The sequence below is a fragment of the Methanocalculus alkaliphilus genome, assembly GCF_024170505.1.
Lineage (GTDB): Archaea > Halobacteriota > Methanomicrobia > Methanomicrobiales > Methanocorpusculaceae > Methanocalculus > Methanocalculus alkaliphilus.
Genome location: NZ_JALJYG010000004.1, coordinates 1 through 14,821, shown reverse-complemented (window position 1 = coordinate 14,821; position 14,821 = coordinate 1). Strand labels below are relative to the sequence as shown.

Genomic DNA, 14,821 nt, shown 5'->3' with positions numbered 1-14,821 from the left:
CGGGTAAAAAGAGATGAAAGATTTATTCCTGGACAAGCTCGATATCCGAGATATCAAACTGTCTCCGGACAAGGGATTTTGCCTTCAGAATATTCTTTCCTTCCTTCCCTATGGCGAGACCACGATCTTCCTCATTAACCTCGACATGGGCCACCTGTTCATCGTCTTCTCCTTCAATGGTTACGGAGAGCACCTGTGCCGGGAGAAGGCAGTTCCTGATGAACTGAACGAGATCATCGGAATATTCAACGACCTCAACCCGCCTGTCGAGCACTTCGGACGCTTTCTTAATGCTTGAACCTTTCTTTCCGATGGCAAGACCCATCTCACCAGGATTGATGATGAAGATGACCCGATCGTAGCGGTCATCAATGACACAGTCACGTGCGCCGGCACCGGTGAGATTCTCAAACTGGGAGATCAGCCGCATGCAGTCTTCTGTTAAGGTAATTTCGGACATATTACGCTCTCTGAAGGGTAAGGATGTCAGATTCACCAGGTTCGATGACGGCAAGCGCACTGACGATAAAGTCTTTTCCACACTCACGGCCGAGCTGGCGGCCTGAGCCTTTGTACGGATAAACGGCAAGGTTCTCCTGTGCCTCGACAAATTTTTTAAAGTCTTCCGGGCAGTTCTGTGCAATGATGACAAGGCGTGCTGTCGATTCCTGAATGCTTGCCTCTGTACTGTTCCGGCCAAGTGTGACCGTTCCGGTCTTCATTGCCCTGCGTAAAGATGTATTGAAATCCATTAGTTCTCACCTGTTCTGGTGATGTTATTCATCGGCCTGACTACCAGCCGGACATCACCCGTTCCGAGTTGAATTGGCTGGCCCACGATGACATTCTCTGTGACACCGCAGAGGACATCATGTTCATGCGCTATCGACGCATCGAGGAGGTGATTGACCGTCACCTCAAACGCCGCACGTGAAAGGACGCTCTCCTTCTCTCCTGCAATACCGTGACGACCGATCTGTTTGACCTCTCCATCCATGCACATCATATCTGCAACGAGCATGATATGCCGGACATCGACACCGATACCCTGCTCACGAAGCGTGCTGTTCGCCTCGTAAATAATGGCGTTTCGTGCGGCTTCGATTCCGAGAATCTGAGCAATCTCACTGATATTATTCGTACGGGTTCGCGTGGTATCCACGCCCTCAACCTCGAATACGTCTTTTAGATTGGAGCCCTCAGTATATAGGATATACTCTCCGGATTCTTTCCTGACAACGACACGCCGGATATCATCGATACCCTGCACGATAACATTTCTGACATGTTCTACGAGCTGGAAGAGATTTTGATAGCTTAGCTGGTCTTTTGGGGTGAAACGTATGACGCCCTCGGCCTCATTCACATCAAACTCAAAGTCCCGGTAATGGCGGCGCTCGCGGATCTTCGCAGGTGCGCGCTCAAGAATCTCGGAGATTTGTATTCTCCGCTTATCACAGACCGCCTTGTTCAGGGTGACGATGACACGCATATTTTCCATATCGGTGACGATATCACCAAACTCATGGAGTGGAGATGCTTCAACATCCCATGAAACCTCACGGGCGCGATCACGATCCTCACGGTATCCATCCTCGAGATAAATCGTCATCGTCGGGGTCGATGGCTCTTTCCTGGCATCCATAATTTCAATGAGACGGGGAAGACCCAGAGTGACGTTAATTTCAGCGACACCCGCATAGTGGAAGGTACGCATCGTCATCTGTGTGCCCGGTTCACCTATCGACTGGGCAGCAATGATCCCGACCGCTTCACATGGTTCTATCCTGGTGAGGCCGTATTCATTGATGACACGCGCAATAATCTCTTCAAACTGATCATCAGTCACCGGATTCTCCTGGTCCTCTTTCTTCAGGAGGAGACTGATCAGCTGATCATGGGTCTTGACGGGAAGGTGGGCATCATTGATCCGGCAGATACGATCAAGAATACGTGCAAAGACGTGCTCTTCGACCTCCCTTCCCTTGAGCCATGCTGTTATCAGATTATGGATCGTCTCGGGAAGGCTGAATGACTCAATTCTCTCAATATATTCCTCGTTCATATCAGACCTCCTCCTTCAGAACACTCTCAACGATACCTTTGACATCAACCGGATCTCCAAACGCGCTCTTCGTCGGATCGGTTCCATCCTCTCCATAATTGAACTGGAGGATCCTGCCACCTGTTGTTCGTACCGTGCCATCGTAGGCGACCTTCAGATCCTGAAGTGCGTTAATCAGCCTCCTCTGAAGATATCCGCTCTGCGAAGTCCTGACTGCAGTGTCGACAAGACCTTCACGACCACCAATCGCATGGAAGAAGAACTCGGTCGGAGTAATTCCGCTCTTGTAGGAGTTCCGGATAAATCCATGGGCTCCTGCCCCCTGATCGGACTTTTTGAAGTGGGGAAGGGTTCGTCCTTCATACCCACGAACGATACGCTCACCACGAACCGACTGCTGACCGATACATCCGGCCATCTGCGTCAGGTTCAGCATCGAACCACGGGCACCGGAGACGGCCATGACCACAGCGGAGTTTCCAAGTCCAAGGTGACGGCCGGCGATATCACCGGTGCGATCCCTTGCCTTCCCAAGAACCTGCATGATCTGCATCTCCAGAGTCTCTTCAGCAGTCCTGCCAGGCATCGGCTCAAGCTGGCCGTTCTGGTAGATCGTGATCCTCTTCTCAACATCGGACTCGGCCTCGTCAAGGAGATCCCGGATCTGGGCATACTCAGTCCTGGAGAGATCTTCATCATCAATCCCGAAGGAGAAGCCGATAAGCATGATACTCCGGATCGAGAGCTGGGTCATGTCATCGATATACTGCCGGGCACGCCCAAGTCCATGCTGACGGATGATCCGGTTCATGATGGCCCCGTCAAAAGCACCAACCGATTTTTTATCAATGGTACCAGTGATGAGCTCCCCATCCTCTATCCTGATGTAGGCGTCACGCTCGCAGCGCTCAAGGTCACATTCATTGCCGCAGTTCTTACAGGAGGTGGCCCGGTAGACCATATTCAATCCTTTGGGAAGGATGAGGGAGAATACCTGTTTGTTGCTCCAGTATGGTATGCCATCCTCGATCTTCCCTGGCTTTGGAAGGAATTCGATATTGGCGTGTTTTAACAGATAGAGCGCTTCTGGTTTGGTGTGCCATTTTGGCAGATGGGTGAGGAGGAAGATCCCTGAGATATGGTCATGAATCCCGCCGATGATAGGTCCACCGAAACGAGGGGAGAGAATATTCTCCTGGACGGAGGCGAGAAGGAAGGCTTCGGCACGTGCCTCCTCGGTCTGCGGGACATGCATGTTCATCTCATCACCGTCAAAATCCGCATTGTATGGCGGGCAGACGGCAGGGTTGAGCCTGAAGGTCCGATCACCCATGATCTTGATCCGGTGAGCCATGATGCTCATTCTGTGAAGTGAAGGCTGACGGTTGAAGAGGACGATATCGCCGTCCCGAAGCTGGCGATCAACAGTCCAGCCAACCTCAATCATCTGGGCAACCGTCTCACGGTTGTCAAGTGACCCGGATCCACCATGGAGGCGAAGCCTCCGTTTATCGGGTCTGATGGCGTAGTTTGCCCCGCATGGATCACGGAGGGTCGGCCGCTCAGGTCCGACCATAACGATGGAGCGAAGCTCCTCAATGTTATGGCTTGTTACCCGGACAGGAACGGACATCTCATTTGCTATTGCAAGCGGGACACCGACCTCGGATACGGAGAGGTTGGGATCGGGAGATATGACCGTACGTGCTGAGAAGTTGACACGCTTTCCGGAGAGAGAACCACGGAACCGTCCGTCTTTTCCTTTCAGACGCTGTGAGATGGTTTTTAAGGGCCTGCCGGAGCGATGGCGTGCAGGAGGGCATCCTGCCACCTCGTTATCCATGTAGGTGGTTACATGGTACTGAAGCAGCTCCCAGAGATCCTCGATAATGAGCTGGGGTGCCCCGGCATCCTGGTTCTCTTTGAACCGCTGGTTGATCCTGATGATATCAACGAGCTTATGGGTGAGGTCATCCTCGGAACGCTGACCATTCTCCAGAATGATGGAAGGCCGCATCGTCACCGGGGGTACGGGAAGAACGGTGAGGATCGTCCATTCAGGACGGGCGACACTGGCATCAATCCCCAGAATCTTGAGATCATCTGATGGAATCCGCTCAAGCCGTGCCCTGATATCTGCAGGTGTCAGCTTATGCTCGACCTTCTTCCCATCATCCACATAGACCTCCATGAAGGTCGTCGGTTTCTCAAAATTCACCTTGAGCTGCTGCTCATTGCAGTGTGGACAGCTCCGCTCCTTCTTGATATCCTTCTCTGAAACAACCTCTGCAGAGAAGGGATCATCACCGAGTGCTGAGAATTTATCGATCTCCTGGGGTTCGAGAAGAAGTCGCCCGCATGCCCTGCAGGTGACACGAAGGAGTTTCCTGATAAGGCGTGTAAAGCCGACATGAATGACCGGCTTTGCCAGATCAATATGACCGAAGTGACCGGGGCAATCCCCGGACTTCTGGCCGCAGGTCCGGCAACGGAGACCGGGATCGATGACTCCGAGGCTCGGATCCATCAGACCCTTACTGTATGGGAAGCCGTCATCATCATAGGTGTCCGGCCAGATCACCTTACAAACACTTGCTTTTCGGATGTCTTTTGGTGAAAAAAGACCAAAATCAATCATTCCAATTCTTTTTGGGCTTGGCATATCCCGATCACCTCAGACAATATCCTCTAACACCAGCCGCGGGGCTATTCCCATGCTGATCATCTCATCCAGGAGTAATTTGAAGGCGTAACTCATCTCAACCTCATAGATATCGGTCTCTGCACCGCATGCAAGACAGTGGGTTACCTTCCGCTTGGCGTCATATGTCGCAACCATGCCACACTGGGCACAGACCCATTCCTTCACGGCATCCGACTCATCAAGAAGACGTTCCTTCAATGCCATCGCCGCACCATGGCCGATCATGACATCACGCTCCATCTCACCGAACCGAAGACCTCCTTCCCGGGCACGTCCCTCAGTCGGCTGACGGGTCAGAACCTGAACAGGCCCACGGGAACGGGCATGCATCTTGGTTGAGACCATATGGTAGAGCTTCTGGTAGAAGATAACGCCAACATAGATATCAGCAGCAAACCGTCGCCCTGTGATCCCATCATACATCACCTCCCGTCCATTATGAGAGAATCCGAGGTTCTGAAGCTCCTTTCTGAGAGTGAACTCCTTTTCTCCACGGAATGGGGTTGCATCTATCCGGCGCCCCTGAAGGCTGGCAACCTTCCCGCCAATCATCTCGATCATATGACCAATGGTCATACGGGACGGGATCGCATGGGGGTTGATGACAAGATCGGGTGTGATACCCGATTCGGTGAAGGGGAGGTTCTCCTGCGGGGTGATCAGACCGATAATCCCTTTCTGCCCGTGGCGTGATGCAAACTTGTCACCGATCTCAGGAATTCTGAGATCACGGGTTCTGACCTTGACGAGGCGGGAGGAGTTCTCACCCTCTGTCAGGATGACGGTATCAACAATACCATGCTCATTGCTCCTCATCGTGACCGAGGTATCCCGCCGCTTCTCGACAGCTATCAGTTCTGCAGTCGGCTCTTCAAGGAAACGTGGTGGTGAGGTCTTGCCGATGAGAACAGACTTCTCAGAGACGATCGTCTCCGGACCGATGATACCATCAGAGTCGAGGTTGCGGTATGCGTCCTCTCCATGGGAGCCGGAGACATCCTCGTCGGGGATCTCAATCCGGTCAATCTGGCCACCTGGATACCGGCGCTCCTCTCCATCGTACGTCCTGAAGAAATGAGAGCGTCCCAGTCCGCGTTCAATAGACGCTTTATTGAAGATAAGTGCATCTTCAATATTATATCCTTCATAACTGAGGATGGCAACCACAAGATTGTATCCCTGGGGACGTTCTTCAGATCCGATCAGCTCGGCAGCCTGTGTCTTGACAAGGGGCTTGTGCCCATAATGAAGCATGTGGCCACGGGTATCAGGCCGAAGTTTCATATTTGCCTGGGCAAATCCGAGCGCCTGCTTGATCATTCCGGCACCCATCGTCACACGGGGTGATGCATTGTGCTCAGGGAAGGGGACGTGTGCTGCACCAATGCCGAGAATGAGCTGGGGGTCGATCTCCATATGGGTATGGTCGATGGTGATGCCCTCCTGGTTAACGGCAATAAGGAGGTCATCCTCCTCCTCTGCATCGACGTACTCGATCTTCCCCTGCATAATCATGTCATCGAACGTATACTCGCCCGACTGGATCCTGGTGATGTCCTCATCGGAAATAACCGGCTTTCCACCATCAAGGATAATGAGGGGGCGGCGGGCGCGTCCACGATCAGTATTGAGGACAATCTCGCTACTATACTCCTTAAACGAGATGTTCAGCTCAGAGGGGAGGTCACCACGCCTCCTGAGTTCCCGAACCTTTCTGACAAGTCCTGCAGGATCATCAGCAAGACCGATGAGGGCTCCGTCAACAAAGACACGTGCTTTCTGTATCATCAGTTCTCACCTCGGAGGGGCTCCACACCAATGCTTAGAAGCACCTGTTTGAGATGGTCATCATCATCCATGCCCTTGCTCACTTCAACGAGCTGGGCAAAGTTCTTTACAAGACCACAATTCGGTCCTTCAGGAGTCTCTGAGGGGCATATACGGCCCCACTGCGTCGGATGCAGATCACGAGCCTCGAAGTGTGGCTGAGAACGTGAGAGGGGAGATATCACCCTCCGCAGATGTGAGATGACCGACATGTGATCGATCCGGTCAAGCAGCTGGGATACACCGGTTCGGCCACCTACCCAGTTTCCTGTCGCAAGCGGATGAAGCAGCCGCTCTGTCAGAACATCTGCCCTGACTGCGGTCTGGATCGAGAGATCACGGTGCCGCATGCTCGCACGTTCAAGCTGGTACTTGATATCCCGTGTCAACCGGTTCAGGGATATCCGGAAGAGGTCCTCCATCAGATCACCAGCGAGCTTGAGCCTCTTGTTTGCATAGTGATCCTTATCATCCGGCTTCCTCTTATGGAGTGCAAGATGGAAGCAGGCCTCTGCCATACGCCCGAGGAAATGAGCTTTGGCAAGCCTGACGTTCAGGACCATCTCGGCATGGCCGGGATCACCCTCTTTGAGAGTTGGCGATATAAGGTAATTCAGGTGCGGAAGGAGATAGTTGTCCAGGACAAACTCCGCCCGCTTCCGTTGATACTCCTTCGTCTGGTTTGGAGCGAGTTTCTTCCCAACATACATGACCCCTTCCTCGACGGAGCTGCATTCGGCTGCTTCAAGATTCTGGAGCATGTATGTCAGGATATCCTCATCCCGTGAGACAGCCGTGACGACATCTGCATCCGTCTCAAGACCAAGGGATCGCATCAGGTCAGCAAACCTGAGGTTTCCTGCCACAGAGGGGAAGGAGACATCAAGAAGGTTCTTTTTATTCTTCTCAACAACAACAAGCGCCCGGTATCCACGGTACTGTGAAAAGACCTTGGATACATGTATCTGTTCGTTATACCGCTCAGTATACTCGGTCATGATCTTGTTCGATGCGAGATCCTCAAGCGTCATCAGGACACGCTCGGTCCCGTTAACAATGAAGTATCCTCCTGAATCAAGTCGATCTTCACCACGTTCAACCCGCTCGGTGTCAGAGAGGTCATAGAGATTACAGGCTTTTGACCCAATCATAACCGGGAGTTGTCCAATCGTCGTCTCGATTGGATCATACCGTATGTCACCCTGACAGAGGGTCATCTCGAGGATCATCGGTGCGGCATAGTTGAGGTTGCGCAACCGGGCCTCTGTTGGAAAGAGCTCGCTCTGAGAGCCGTCTGCTTCGCGGACGATAGGCTTTTCAACCCGGATCGTTCCGAGTTCGACCCAGACAGGTTCGTTATTCTTCCCTCTGTGTTCGATATCAGTCTCGATGATACGCTGTTCATTGACGACTTTCTGAAGATTGAAATCTAAAAAATTGTTATACGACTCAAACTGGTGACGTGCAACATGATCTTTGGAAAAATATGCCTGCGATAATACGCTTCTATCAATCAGATGGATCATCTCCGATTATTTCTTGGGTCTCCTCACAACAAGGCGATACGATTCAGCTTCACCAGCAGTCTGGCTCTTACGGGTGATCCGTAAGACATTGCCGGGTAAGGCTTCGACAGCTTTAACTATCGGATCATCATGATATATTTTTGGTAACTGCTCAATCGTAATATTATAAACAGAGAGGAGTTCGCTCGCTTCTTCATCTTCCATGATCTGATGCTTTGGCACCATATCATGCATCAGAACATTTAACCTGGTGCCCATCAATGATAGCCCCTACAAATAGTGTTGAATTGGATGATGTTCAGAGATCTCACCGCACAAAAACCACAGCTTCAGCCGTGGAAACGGGCCCGAGGGGATTTGAACCCCCGACCACCTGGTTAAAAGCCAGGCGCTCTGCCTGACTGAGCTACGGACCCACTGGTCAATGAAACCTAGCATTATAAAAACGTCATGAGCACATATAAAGGTAACTGATTAATCCTCGTCGCCATCCCCGGTAGATACCAGGTCTGAATGAGAGGAATGCAAATCAGGTATGGATCGACACCCTTTTCTCTGGCGCGCAAAAAGAAGTATTCATCACGTGAGCTAAAACGTATGTCAGACTATGATCATCTCAGCCCGACAATGAAGACGGTTCTTGATTTCATATCAAGAAGTACCCTCATCATCTATGCCCTCATTGCAGTCCTTCTGATCATAATCGCACTCCTGACGTTCTTTGATGCCGTATATCTGATACTGACAATATTCTCACATGAAAACCTCATCCAGGGAATTGTTGAAATTCTGTATGTCCTTCTTCTGACGATCATCGTGGTAGAGGTTCTCGAGACCGTCACCTCCTATTTCAGGACCGGGCGCATCCTCGTCAGGCCGATACTTATTGCAGGACTGACCGCCATGGTACGAAAAGTTCTGATCATCAATGTCGAGGAGATGCATATCACCGAATCCATCGCAATCATCGGGATCATCGGAGTATTAATCGCAGGTATATTTGTCCTCTGGAAGACCGAGATGTAGAAAAAAAAAGGATGGTGACTAATCGGCCTTTCCAACCCCGATCAGATCCCGAAGCTCTTCAAGACGGGTCTCCTGCATGGAGAGGCCATTTTTCATATTTCGTATGGCAATCTCAATCTTATCGACACTGCCTATCCTTGGATCTTTTAACGAATAGGTGTTCTCAAGAATCCGGATGAGACGTCTGTTGACATCAACACTCTTCACAAGGCGCGCATATTCAGTGACGAGCGCTGTATTTGTGCCCCGCTCCTCAGCAAGATGAATAGCTTCAGCAATCTCCCGCCTCCGTGCCAGGACATGTTCAATGCCATCATAGAGCTCCTTATGAGTGATTGGCTTGATGATGTAATCCTCAATATACATCCCGTACTCCTGCGCCTCATCAGGAGTGAGCTGCTTTGCAGTCAGCATCAGAACAGGGATACCCCGCGTTCCGGGATTGAGTTTGATATTCTCAAGCGTCTCCCACCCATCCATCGGCTCCATCATGATATCAAGGAGGATCAGATCCGGAGATATTTCATCGAGGAGATTAAGGCCTTCCTGGCCGCTTCCGGCAGAATAGGTCTCATATCCCCCTCTCCTGAGCATGGTAACAAAGACTTCAACAATTGCAGGATTATCATCAATAACCAGGATGGTGGCGGTCATCAGAGCGTGCCTCCAATAGATTCGCCAATGTCAAGGAGCCTGGCTGATACCTCCTTAATATCTGCACCACCATCGACAATCGCAGCGATCAGGAGACGGGGGCCGCCCCCGACAATGATGATCATCCTCTCATCACTCCTGACAAGAGCCCAGAGCGGAGTTGTCATACCGACGACAGAAGCCGCTGCTTCTGAAGAGGCGATCATCGTCGCACACATCGCTCCAAACGACTGTGCCGAGATGGGATCTTCAAAGGACTTTCCGATGAGAATACCATCATTTGAGACAAGGGCACATTCGATCACCCCCGGAACAGCCAGGATATCATTGATAAAATGGCGAACCTTCTCTTTAAGCGTACCTGATGATGACATCTATAAAAATCTCCAGCATTTTCCAGATTCCGACCTATGACCGTTTCCTGCACCTTCTGATCGCCCCGGCACGGCAATCAGCCCGGAAGATCTATGGACACTGATAAATTAATCATTGGTTAACTGTAGACTTAAATACCTTTTTCCTTTTTTGTGGAAGTGAGAAAGAAGACCAGCCCCGCTCATCCCGTAACAAAAGAGTAAACTACATAAATCATCATCCCGAATGTATGTAGGACGGGGCCATAGGGTAGCCTGGCCATCCTAGGAGACTGGGGGTCTTCTGACCTGCGTTCAAATCGCAGTGGCCCCATTCAACTCTTTCTAACACCAGGTTGATCATATGAGAATTACCGATGATTGCAGGGATTGTCTCCTCTCCCGCGTACGTTTTGAAGCATCACTCTGCACAAATGATCCAAACCGGATCGATGAGGCAGTCGATGCCGCCCGGATCCTGCTTGAAGAGCGATGGAACGATGAGGTGCCGGCACCCGTTATTGCCGGGGCAGTTCACCGATGCTGTTACAGAACCGTCGGATCGACGGATCCGTACAGGACACTGAAATATGCTGATACACAGACCGCCCGTGAGGTTCTGCTGAAGGTACGGCCCTGTATTACAGATCTCAGGTCAGCCATCCTTGCAGCCACGATCGGAAATTCCATCGATTACGGTGTTCTTGGACATACCATCGCCGAAGATTACACAGAATTTTTCAGGCGTGAGTTTGAGGAGGGGCTCTACCATGACGACTCTGATGAGATCGCCGAACGTGCGCGCAGAGTTGTCTACTTCACCGATAATACAGGAGAGATCCTCTTTGACAAGCTCCTCATCGAGGAACTGAAGAATCTTGGTGCGCATGTCACTGTGGCTGTCAAAGAGGCACCCATGCTCAATGACGCGACACTGGATGAGGCACGCGATGCCGGGATAGAGGAGGTCGCCGACCACCTCACCACCACAGGAGGTGGCGCCGAACTTGGGGTCAACCTCACCTGTATCCCCGCTGATCTGCGGCAGGCACTCCAGAAAGCGACCCTTATCATCTCCAAAGGTCTTGCCAACTATGAATCCCTTTCGGACTATAAAGGACTCCCCCCGATTGCCGCTCTGATGATGGTGAAGTGTGAGCCGGTTGCGCGGGATCTGGGTGTGCCGAAAGGTGTGAAGATCGCCCGCATCCTCAGATAAATGGATTGAAGGAAGGAATTATACCTCCTCCCCCCCATCTATCCATATGGTGCTTGAGACCAACCTGTATTTTGCACTAATCATCATCGGGGCACTGCTCATCCTCTATGAGGCAATTAACCCGGGATTCTTTGCAGCTGTACCTGGTACGACGATGATCGTTCTGGGTATCATGTTCCTGATGGGTATTGATGTATTCAATACGGTCTGGGGTGTTATCCTCGGGGTAGCCTCAGCATTGATTGCAGCAAGCCTCTCCGTCCTCCTCTATCGGCGGCTCTCCCCCGAGCAGCTGCCGACCACCATGAGCAGGGACTCGCTGGTTGGCAGGGAAGGAAGAGTGACACGAGAGGTTGGCGGTGATGAAGTCTTTGGGAGGGTCTCAATCGCCGGTGTCGAGTGGAGCGCACGCTCAACCGGAAGAGTACTCCCTCCGGGAACACCCGTCCGGGTCATCAGTTCAGAGGGAGTGCATGTTATTGTTGAGGAGGTACATGAATAATGTCAATTCTGGGTAATCTGTTTACATTAAACCTGACCACATTTATTCTCATTTTAGTGATTGTTTTCGTCTTTGCCCGTGGTGTTGTCATCATACAGCCATATCAGCAGGGGCTGACCATACGGCTTGGAACATATACCGGGAGGATGAATCCCGGATTCAGATGGATCGTTCCATTCATCACCGAAGTGATCAAGCTGGATCTCCGGACCCAGGTGATCGATGTTCCATCACAGGAAGTGATCACAAAGGATAACTCGCCGACAAATGTTGATGCAATCATCTACGTCCGTGTGATGGATCCCGAGAAGGCATACTTTGAGGTTGCCGCATACAAGGCTGCAACCGTTGCCCTTGCCCAGACAAGCCTCCGTGGTATCATAGGCGATATGGAGCTTGACGAGGTGCTCTATAACAGGGATCTCATCAATAACAAGCTCCGGGACATGCTTGACCGGGAGACCGACCAATGGGGTGTCAAGGTTGAGCGGGTCGAGATCAAAGAAGTTGATCCGATCGGCGCCGTCAAGAAGGCGATGACCGAACAGACGTCTGCCGAGCGTGAGCGGCGTGCTGCAATCCTTCGGGCAGATGGTGAGAAGCGTGCTGCCATTCTCAGTGCAGAAGGTCTCCGGCAGAGTATGATCCTTGAGGCAGAGGGTGAGCGGCAGAGTAAGATCCTCAGGGCAGAAGGAGACCGGCAGAGTAAGATCCTGGTCGCCCAGGGTGAGGCACAGGGGCTGCGTATCCTCTCCGTCGGATCACGCGCACTGGACAAGCGTTCAATCACCGTCCTCTCGCTGGATGCATTGAAGAAGATGGCAGAAGGGGAATCGACAAAGATCGTCCTGCCGTTTGAGATCTCAAGTCTCATCAAGCAGAGTGCCAGGTTCCTTGGGGCAACCGAAGAGCATATGGAAGAGACCGAGAGCCTTCTTGATCTTTCAGACGAGATCCTCGGGGATATGCCCGGCAAGGATGAAGCCATCACCTCTGCCCAGGAGATCCTAAAGGATATTGAGAATATCGAGACATCTGATGTGAAGATGATCGCAAAAGAGAAGCTCGATCCAAAAGAGTAGCGTCAGAGAAGAGATCAGCAGATCGCTGACTACAACCTTTTTTTATTCATTTACCATATTCAGAACAGAGGAAGAAATGACACCGACTGTTCGTGAACTCAGAAGAGAAGAATTCCGGGATGCAGAACATCTCTGGATCCAGTATCGTGGCCAGAAGGCAGATCCGGGACATGAACGGATCTTCGGGGTTTTTGAAGACGGGGTGCTCGCCTCAACAGCCCGATGCACCCGGCATCCCGATGGCTTTGAGATGGATTGTGTCTTCACTCCGGAAGTTCATCGCGGTAAGGGGTACGCCCGCCTCACCGTCGAAGCCCTCCTTGCAGCCTGCGGAGGAGCGCCGATCTACATCCATTCAACACTCCCGCTCATATCATTCTACAGCTCTCTTGGCTTCACCCGGATCGCGGAGAGGCAGATGCCTCAGACGATTCGCGAGCGATTCCTCTTCTGTTTCGGGGAGATGGAAGGCTGTAATGCAATTCCGATGGTCCGAAACTGACAAAAATCAGAGGTGGAAGAGATAGGGCAGAAGGATGGGTGCCATCAGCATCAGGAGGACTGCCCAGGATACTGTGCTGACAATCCTGTCCACATATCCTGCAAGGCCGCGCCGGTCAAGGAGCCTGTGCAGCCCTTCTTTGAGAATATATCCCCCGTCAAGCGGCACCATCGGGAGGGCATTGAAGATCCCGACCATGATATTGATCCACCCAATCCAGAAGAGGAGGTGGATCACACCCCAGAATCCATCAAAAGGCACCTGGAGATAGGTGCTCTCCACAGATTCATACGGGATCACCCGGAGGAACTCCGCACCAGGAACGATATTCAGCGGTGCTATCAGAAGATAGAGCATCCCCTGAGGCGAGGCCAGGTTCCCAAAGACGTGAACGACCTGCTCACTGTCATAATATGTTATCCCCATAAAGCCTGATTCATATCCCGTCTCCAGCTCTTCCGGCCATGCAGAAAGGGTAAGGGTATGGCTGGTCACCAGACCATCCTTATCAACCGTCAGGGTAATGGCATCCCCGGGTGAAGTCTCCTGAAGAAGAGCTGAAACCTCATCACGCGTCTGGACGGGAGCACCGTTTACCATGGTGATGATGGAGGGATACGGAAGATCCGCTTCCCACGCAGGATAATCCTGATATACCCCGTTCACGATAGGGGTTGGGGAGGGAGTAACCATTCCGAGGAGCAGAACAAGGGCGATGAAACAGATGACCCCGATGGTGAGATTGTTTGCTATTCCTGCACCAAACATCCGCATCTTTGCCATACCATGAGTCTTATTGAGATCATCTTCGTCCGGCTCGACAAATGCGCCGATCGGGATGACTGCCAGGAGAAGTCCGGTGCTTTTGACAGCTATCCCCTCAACCCTGCAGAGAATCCCATGACCGAATTCATGGATTGCAATGGTCAGAACAAGAGCGGTCCAGACCGCAAAGCTCGATGGGATGAACTCGTTGATGCCGGGGATGAGGAGAATGTTCTGCGGTTTCTGGAAATCTGTCGGCTCTGGCTGTGTGAGGAGAGTGAGTTCTGTTGTTTTCAGCAGAAGATACGTCATCAGCCCCGATATGACGACGACCATCAGAACCCCAACGGTTCCGTAGACCCGCAGAATTGAACCGAAAGGGATGAATCTATCAAAAAAACCAACTTTCTCGGTTTTTATTGCCATGATTGGTCCAAAGAATGAGATATTCTCTGAAAAGATACCGCTTCGCCGGATTATAAAGGCGATAAACGCGTAGATCTCACTTTGCGAACCCTTTGTAAAAGTACCACCTAATTATATTGAAAAACCATAAAGTACAATTATATGTACAAACAAATATAATGCCAGTATGG

Annotated in this window: 15 protein-coding genes and 2 tRNA genes; 6 read left to right on the top strand and 11 right to left on the bottom strand. The window is 51.5% G+C overall.

Annotated elements, in window-relative coordinates; translation table 11 throughout:
- Window positions 1-22: 22 nt before the first annotated feature.
- The 8 genes from J2T58_RS04005 to J2T58_RS03970 all read right to left on the bottom strand — a co-directional run bounded on the left by J2T58_RS04005 (window position 23) and on the right by J2T58_RS03970 (window position 8,538).
- The gene (locus J2T58_RS04005) at window positions 23-460 is read right to left on the bottom strand and encodes a NusA-like transcription termination signal-binding factor (protein ID WP_253487616.1); all 438 of its coding nucleotides are present in this window, start codon (window positions 458-460) and stop codon (window positions 23-25) included.
- A 1-nt stretch (window position 461) separates the two neighbouring features.
- Window positions 462-752: a 50S ribosomal protein L30e gene (locus J2T58_RS04000; protein ID WP_253487614.1), complete on the bottom strand. Its 291-nt coding sequence runs from the start codon at window positions 750-752 to the stop codon at window positions 462-464.
- Window positions 752-2,065: a DNA-directed RNA polymerase subunit A'' gene (gene rpoA2 / locus J2T58_RS03995; protein ID WP_253487612.1), complete on the bottom strand. Its 1,314-nt coding sequence runs from the start codon at window positions 2,063-2,065 to the stop codon at window positions 752-754. Before rpoA2 ends, J2T58_RS04000 begins: the two co-directional genes overlap by 1 nt.
- A 1-nt stretch (window position 2,066) precedes the next feature.
- Entirely contained in the window at window positions 2,067-4,727 is a 2,661-nt protein-coding gene (locus J2T58_RS03990; protein WP_253487610.1) for a DNA-directed RNA polymerase subunit A', read from the bottom strand.
- A 12-nt stretch (window positions 4,728-4,739) separates the two neighbouring features.
- Complete coding sequence (rpoB, locus tag J2T58_RS03985; RefSeq protein WP_253487860.1) at window positions 4,740-6,554, bottom strand: DNA-directed RNA polymerase subunit B; 1,815 nt, start codon at window positions 6,552-6,554, stop codon at window positions 4,740-4,742.
- A 2-nt stretch (window positions 6,555-6,556) separates the two neighbouring features.
- The gene (locus J2T58_RS03980; RefSeq protein WP_253487608.1) at window positions 6,557-8,122 is read right to left on the bottom strand and encodes a DNA-directed RNA polymerase subunit B''; all 1,566 of its coding nucleotides are present in this window, start codon (window positions 8,120-8,122) and stop codon (window positions 6,557-6,559) included.
- Between the two features lie 6 nt (window positions 8,123-8,128).
- On the bottom strand, window positions 8,129-8,380 hold the full coding sequence (locus J2T58_RS03975) for a DNA-directed RNA polymerase subunit H (protein ID WP_253487606.1): 252 nt from the start codon (window positions 8,378-8,380) through the stop codon (window positions 8,129-8,131).
- 84 nt (window positions 8,381-8,464) lie between these two features.
- Window positions 8,465-8,538: transfer RNA gene (locus J2T58_RS03970), tRNA-Lys, on the bottom strand.
- 181 nt (window positions 8,539-8,719) lie between these two features.
- On the opposite strand from J2T58_RS03970, the gene J2T58_RS03965 reads away from it, so the two are divergent.
- On the top strand, window positions 8,720-9,148 hold the full coding sequence (locus tag J2T58_RS03965; protein WP_253487604.1) for a phosphate-starvation-inducible PsiE family protein: 429 nt from the start codon (window positions 8,720-8,722) through the stop codon (window positions 9,146-9,148).
- 18 nt (window positions 9,149-9,166) lie between these two features.
- On the opposite strand, the gene J2T58_RS03960 is transcribed toward J2T58_RS03965, so the two are convergent.
- Window positions 9,167-9,802 carry a response regulator gene (locus J2T58_RS03960; RefSeq protein ID WP_253487602.1) on the bottom strand — a complete coding sequence of 212 codons (636 nt, stop codon included), beginning with the start codon at window positions 9,800-9,802 and terminating at the stop codon, window positions 9,167-9,169.
- The gene (locus tag J2T58_RS03955) at window positions 9,802-10,176 is read right to left on the bottom strand and encodes a roadblock/LC7 domain-containing protein (RefSeq protein WP_253487600.1); all 375 of its coding nucleotides are present in this window, start codon (window positions 10,174-10,176) and stop codon (window positions 9,802-9,804) included. Before J2T58_RS03955 ends, J2T58_RS03960 begins: the two co-directional genes overlap by 1 nt.
- A 239-nt stretch (window positions 10,177-10,415) precedes the next feature.
- On the opposite strand from J2T58_RS03955, the gene J2T58_RS03950 reads away from it, so the two are divergent.
- From J2T58_RS03950 to J2T58_RS03930, 5 genes are all read left to right on the top strand, one after another.
- Window positions 10,416-10,489: transfer RNA gene (locus J2T58_RS03950), tRNA-Pro, on the top strand.
- Window positions 10,490-10,519: 30 nt separating this feature from the next.
- The gene (locus J2T58_RS03945) at window positions 10,520-11,374 is read left to right on the top strand and encodes a damage-control phosphatase ARMT1 family protein (protein ID WP_253487598.1); all 855 of its coding nucleotides are present in this window, start codon (window positions 10,520-10,522) and stop codon (window positions 11,372-11,374) included.
- 46 nt (window positions 11,375-11,420) lie between these two features.
- Entirely contained in the window at window positions 11,421-11,876 is a 456-nt protein-coding gene (locus tag J2T58_RS03940) for an NfeD family protein (RefSeq protein WP_253487597.1), read from the top strand.
- Entirely contained in the window at window positions 11,876-12,958 is a 1,083-nt protein-coding gene (locus J2T58_RS03935) for an SPFH domain-containing protein (protein WP_253487596.1), read from the top strand. Before J2T58_RS03940 ends, J2T58_RS03935 begins: the two co-directional genes overlap by 1 nt.
- A gap of 76 nt (window positions 12,959-13,034) precedes the next feature.
- A complete protein-coding gene (locus J2T58_RS03930; protein ID WP_253487595.1) occupies window positions 13,035-13,460 on the top strand; it encodes a GNAT family N-acetyltransferase in 426 nt (141 codons plus the stop codon).
- A gap of 6 nt (window positions 13,461-13,466) precedes the next feature.
- Here J2T58_RS03930 and J2T58_RS03925 read toward each other — a convergent pair whose 3' ends face one another.
- The gene (locus tag J2T58_RS03925; protein ID WP_253487594.1) at window positions 13,467-14,651 is read right to left on the bottom strand and encodes a site-2 protease family protein; all 1,185 of its coding nucleotides are present in this window, start codon (window positions 14,649-14,651) and stop codon (window positions 13,467-13,469) included.
- Between the last annotated feature and the right edge of the window lie 170 nt (window positions 14,652-14,821).